A 4,188-nucleotide genomic window follows, 5' to 3' on the forward strand; every position below is an offset into this window, starting at 1 on the left:
CACCACCCCAAAACCCTTGGGCGCCCCCGGCGGTCAGACGTACCGCTTCAGTTCCCGCCGCGCCAGCGACCTCTGGTGGACCTCGTCCGGACCGTCCGCGATCATCAGCGTGCGGGCCCCCGCGTACAGCTCGGCCAGCGGGAAGTCCTGGCTCACACCACCCGCGCCGTGCAACTGGATCGCCCGGTCGATGATGTCCACGACCGTCCGCGGCGTGGCGATCTTGATGGCCTGGATCTCGGTGTGGGCCCCCCGGTTACCGACCGTGTCCATCATCCACGCCGTCTTCAGCACCAGCAGCCGCAACTGCTCCACCGCCACCCGCGCGTCCGCGATCCAGTTGTGCACCACCCCCTGCTGGGCCAGCGCCTTCCCGAAGGCCTCACGCGCCACCGCCCGCCGGCACATCAGCTCGATCGCCCGCTCGGCCATACCGATCAGCCGCATGCAGTGGTGGATACGCCCCGGCCCGAGCCGCGCCTGGGCGATGGCGAACCCGCCGCCCTCCTCACCGATCAGGTTCGACGCCGGGACGCGCGCGCCATCGAAGACCACCTCCGCGTGGCCGCCGTGGTAGTGGTCCTCGTACCCGAACACCCGCATCGCGCGCTTCACCGTGACGCCGGGGGTGTCGCGCGGGACCAGCACCATGGACTGCTGGCGGCGGATGTCCGCGCCCTCCGGATCCGTCTTGCCCATCACGATGAAGATCCGGCAGTCCGGGTTCATGGCCCCGGAGATGTACCACTTGCGCCCGGTGATGACGTACTCGTCGGTGCCGTCGGGGGTCCGCTCGATCCGCGTCGTGATGTTCGTGGCGTCGGACGAGGCCACCTCCGGCTCGGTCATCGCGAACGCCGAGCGGATCTCGCCGGCGAGCAGCGGCTCCAGCCACTGCTTCTTCTGCCGCTCGTCACCGAACTGCGAGAGCACCTCCATGTTGCCCGTGTCGGGCGCCGCGCAGTTCAGCGCGGTCGGCGCCAGCTGCGGGGAGCGACCCGTGATTTCCGCGAGGGGCGCGTACTGGAGGTTCGTCAGCCCCGCGCCGTACTCGGAGTCGGGAAGGAAGAGGTTCCACAGGCCCTGCCTGCGGGCCTCGGCCTTCAGCTCCTCGACCACGGCCGGGGTGTCCCACGGCGAGGCGAGCAGCGCCCGCTGCTCCTCGGCGACGGGCTCCGCCGGGTAGACGTACTCGTCCATGAAGGCGAGCAGCCTGCCGCGCAGTTCCTCGGTACGGGCGTCGAATGCGAAGTCCATGGTGGATCAGCCCTTCCGGGAGCCTTCTTGGAGAGTCGTCAGGCCGTGCTCGATGAAGACGGGGACCAGCTCGCCGATCCGGTCGAAGCCGCGGCCGACCGTCTGGCCCAGCGTGTAGCGGTAGTGGATGCCCTCAAGGATCACGGCGAGCTTGAACCACGCGAACGCCGTGTACCAGGAGACCGCGGACACGTCGCGCCCCGAGCGCGCGGCGTACCGCTCGACGATCTCCGCCGGTTCCGGGTGCCCGGGGGCCACGGCGGTGGTGGAGACCGGGGACTCGGGCAGCCCCAGCGGCACGCTGTACATCGTCAGCAGGCCCAGGTCGGTCAGCGGGTCGCCGAGCGTGGACATCTCCCAGTCGAGGATCGCCCTGATCCGGTCGTCCTCCCCGAGCAGCACGTTGTCGAGCCGGTAGTCCCCGTGCACCACGGCGGGCGCGGGTGAGTGCGGCAGCTCGCGGCCCAGCGTGGCGTGCAGCTCGTCGATCCCGGCCAGCTCGCGGTTGCGCGACGCGTCCAGCTGCTTGCCCCAGCGCCGCAGCTGCCGGTCCAGGAAGCCCTCCGGGCGCCCGAAGTCCGCGAGGCCCACCTCGGCGGGGTCCACCGCGTGCAGTTCGACGAGTGTGTCGACCAGGCTCAGTACGGCGTCCCGGGTGCGCTCCGGGCCCAGTGCGGCCAGCTGCTCGGCGGTGCGGTAGGGCGTGCCCTCCATGAAGTCCATCACGTAGAAGGGCGCACCGAGCACGTCCTCGTCCTCGCACAGCAGCACGGGGCGCGGCACCGGCACGTTCGTCGGGTGCAGCGCGCTGATCACCCGGTGCTCGCGCCTCATGTCGTGCGCGGTCGCCAGTACGTGGCCCAGCGGGGGGCGCCGTACGACCCACTTCGAGGTGCCGTCCGTGACCTCGTACGTGAGGTTCGACCGTCCGCCCTCGATCAGCCGGCCGGTCAGGGGACCGCCCACCAGGCCGGGCCGCTCGGCGTCGAGCAGGCCGCGCAGCCGGTCGGGATCGAGACCGGGCGGATGGTCAGAACACATCGTCGCTCCTACGTGCGGATGAACCTCGGTGAACCGGACCCGACTATGATGCCGACCGGTCGGTATGTCGTCCAGTGGGCGCGACGAAGTGGGTGCCGGGGAACGAGCGGCCTCTCCGTCGGATCCGGCCGCTCGACGATGCCCCGGCCTCGCCTTGGGGCCACCGCTTCACGCGTGGCAGGTCATCATCTCCCCGCCGTTGACGGTGGCCATGTCGATGAAGCCCGCGAACGGGTCCACGCCCTCGCCCTCCGGCAGCCCCTCCAGCTCGGCGTACGCGCGGTGCAGGTTCGCCACCAGCCGCTCGCTCTCGCGCAGCTCGGCGAACTCCCCGAGGTCCGTCTGACGGGCGGCCTCCAGCGGGCTGAGCCCGGCCGCGCGCGACTTCTCGGCCACGTCGGCCACGAACCGGATGTACCGCTCGGCCCGGTCGAACGCCGAGGGGTCGGTGACCGGCCCGTGCCCCGGTACGACGGTCTCGGCGCCGAGCCCGCGCAGCAGCTCCAGCGCGCGCAGCGAACCGCTGAGCGAGCCCATCAGGAAGAACGGCGTCCCGCCCTCGAAGACCAGGTCCCCGGTGAACACGATCCGGCGGTGCGGCAGCCACACGAAGGAGTCGCCCACGGTGTGCGAGATGCCCGGGTGGACCACCTCGGCCTCGATGTCGCCCACGTGCAGGGTCGCACGGTCCGTGAACGTCACGTCCGCGCCCAGGATCGGGACGTCCCCGAAGTCGGTCTGCGGCCACAGCAGGTGGAGGTGCTGCCCGCTGGCCAGCGCCTCACGGCGGCAGGCGGCGTGCGAGACGAGCGTGGCCGCCGGCATGAACTGGCTGTTGCCGTAGGTGTGGTCCCCGTGGTGGTGGGTGTTGACCAGGAGCTTCGGCGCCGGGACGCCCGTGGCCTCCAGAGCGGCGGCCAGTGCCCGGGTGCGCCGTTCGGTCGCCGCGGTGTCCACGAGCAGGGTGGCCGTCCCGTCGCTCACGAAGCCCGAGTTGTTCAGGCACCACCCGCCGTCCGGTTGCACGTACGCGTACACGTCCGCGGCCAACTCGACGGTGTACGGCTCGCCTGCGGTCATGGGGACCCCCTGGGGATCGTCGCCAACTGGTGGTCAGAGCCTGCCAGCAGGTGACGATCCGCAGGCGTCCGGGGTGCCCCGGGGACGTCCATGGGGCCCGGGAGGTCGGCTCAGTGGTCGTCCCAGTGTCCCTCGTGCGCCGCGTGCCGGTGTCCGTCGTGCACGTAGTCGACATGGTCGCCGTGTTCGACCGCGGGGTGCCCGCAGCCCTCGCCGTGCGCGTGGGGGTGCCCTTCGTGCGTGACATGCCCGCCCGGCTCGCACTCGTCCCAGTGCCCGGCGTGCTCCCTGTGCAGGTGCCCGTCGTGCGCGTAGTCGACGTGGCCGTCGTGCGGCACCGCGGTGTGTCCGCAGGACGGGCCGTGGACGTGTTCGTGGGCGGAGTGTTCCTGGTGCGGGGTGGTCATGGTGCTCACCTCGGAGGTGTGTGTGGGGGAGGGGGAACCACACGGCCAGGCTAGCCGCGGGAGGTAAAAACCACCTTTTCGGTGCGCTATTTCTGGCTCATGGTCCGCCCGGCTCCCCTCCAAGGGGCGCACTCCGGGCGCCGGTGCCCGCGAGGTGTCAGAACAGGAGAGCCGCCCCGCACAGGGCGAGCGCGACCGTGCAGAGGGTGGCCGCCGTGGCATGCCGGGGGCCGAGCACCGGAGGGCGGGGCGTGGCCAAAGCGCTGATGCGGCGGTGGGCGAGGCCCAGAAAACCCAGCCAGAGGGCCGCGCACAGGGTGCAGATCAGCACGCCCGCCACCGACGGCCCTCCGTGCAGTGCGGTCTTTCCCGCGAGGACGGCGGCGACGGTGCCCGCCAGGGT

5 protein-coding genes are annotated in these 4,188 nt (G+C 71.6%); all 5 read right to left on the minus strand.

Translation table 11 applies throughout. The annotated features are described in order from the left end of the window. Positions 1–33 precede the first annotated feature (33 nt). Entirely contained in the window at positions 34–1,257 is a 1,224-nt protein-coding gene (locus FNH04_RS42370; RefSeq protein WP_152791562.1) for an acyl-CoA dehydrogenase family protein, read from the minus strand. A 6-nt stretch (positions 1,258–1,263) separates the two neighbouring features. Beyond that, entirely contained in the window at positions 1,264–2,298 is a 1,035-nt protein-coding gene (locus FNH04_RS42375) for a phosphotransferase family protein (RefSeq protein WP_152791563.1), read from the minus strand. Between the two features lie 168 nt (positions 2,299–2,466). Further along, complete coding sequence (locus FNH04_RS42380) at positions 2,467–3,378, minus strand: MBL fold metallo-hydrolase (RefSeq protein WP_152791564.1); 912 nt, start codon at positions 3,376–3,378, stop codon at positions 2,467–2,469. A gap of 110 nt (positions 3,379–3,488) precedes the next feature. Further along, positions 3,489–3,785 carry a hypothetical protein gene (locus tag FNH04_RS42385; protein ID WP_152791565.1) on the minus strand — a complete coding sequence of 99 codons (297 nt, stop codon included), beginning with the start codon at positions 3,783–3,785 and terminating at the stop codon, positions 3,489–3,491. Between the two features lie 157 nt (positions 3,786–3,942). After that, positions 3,943–4,188 (minus strand): hypothetical protein (locus FNH04_RS42390; RefSeq protein WP_152791566.1); only part of this gene is annotated, 246 nt, incomplete at its 5' end.

The sequence above is a fragment of the Streptomyces phyllanthi genome (genome assembly GCF_009377205.1).
GTDB lineage: Bacteria > Actinomycetota > Actinomycetes > Streptomycetales > Streptomycetaceae > Streptomyces > Streptomyces phyllanthi.

What these genes read in the sequence shown, in the direction of transcription:
- FNH04_RS42370 (WP_152791562.1), bottom strand. Translation starts at nt 1,257, where the DNA reads ATGGACTTCGCATTCGACGCCCGTACCGAGGAACTGCGCGGCAGGCTG.
- FNH04_RS42380 (WP_152791564.1), bottom strand. Translation starts at nt 3,378, where the DNA reads ATGACCGCAGGCGAGCCGTACACCGTCGAGTTGGCCGCGGACGTGTAC.
- FNH04_RS42385 (WP_152791565.1), bottom strand. Translation starts at nt 3,785, where the DNA reads ATGACCACCCCGCACCAGGAACACTCCGCCCACGAACACGTCCACGGC.
- FNH04_RS42375 (WP_152791563.1), bottom strand. Translation starts at nt 2,298, where the DNA reads ATGTGTTCTGACCATCCGCCCGGTCTCGATCCCGACCGGCTGCGCGGC.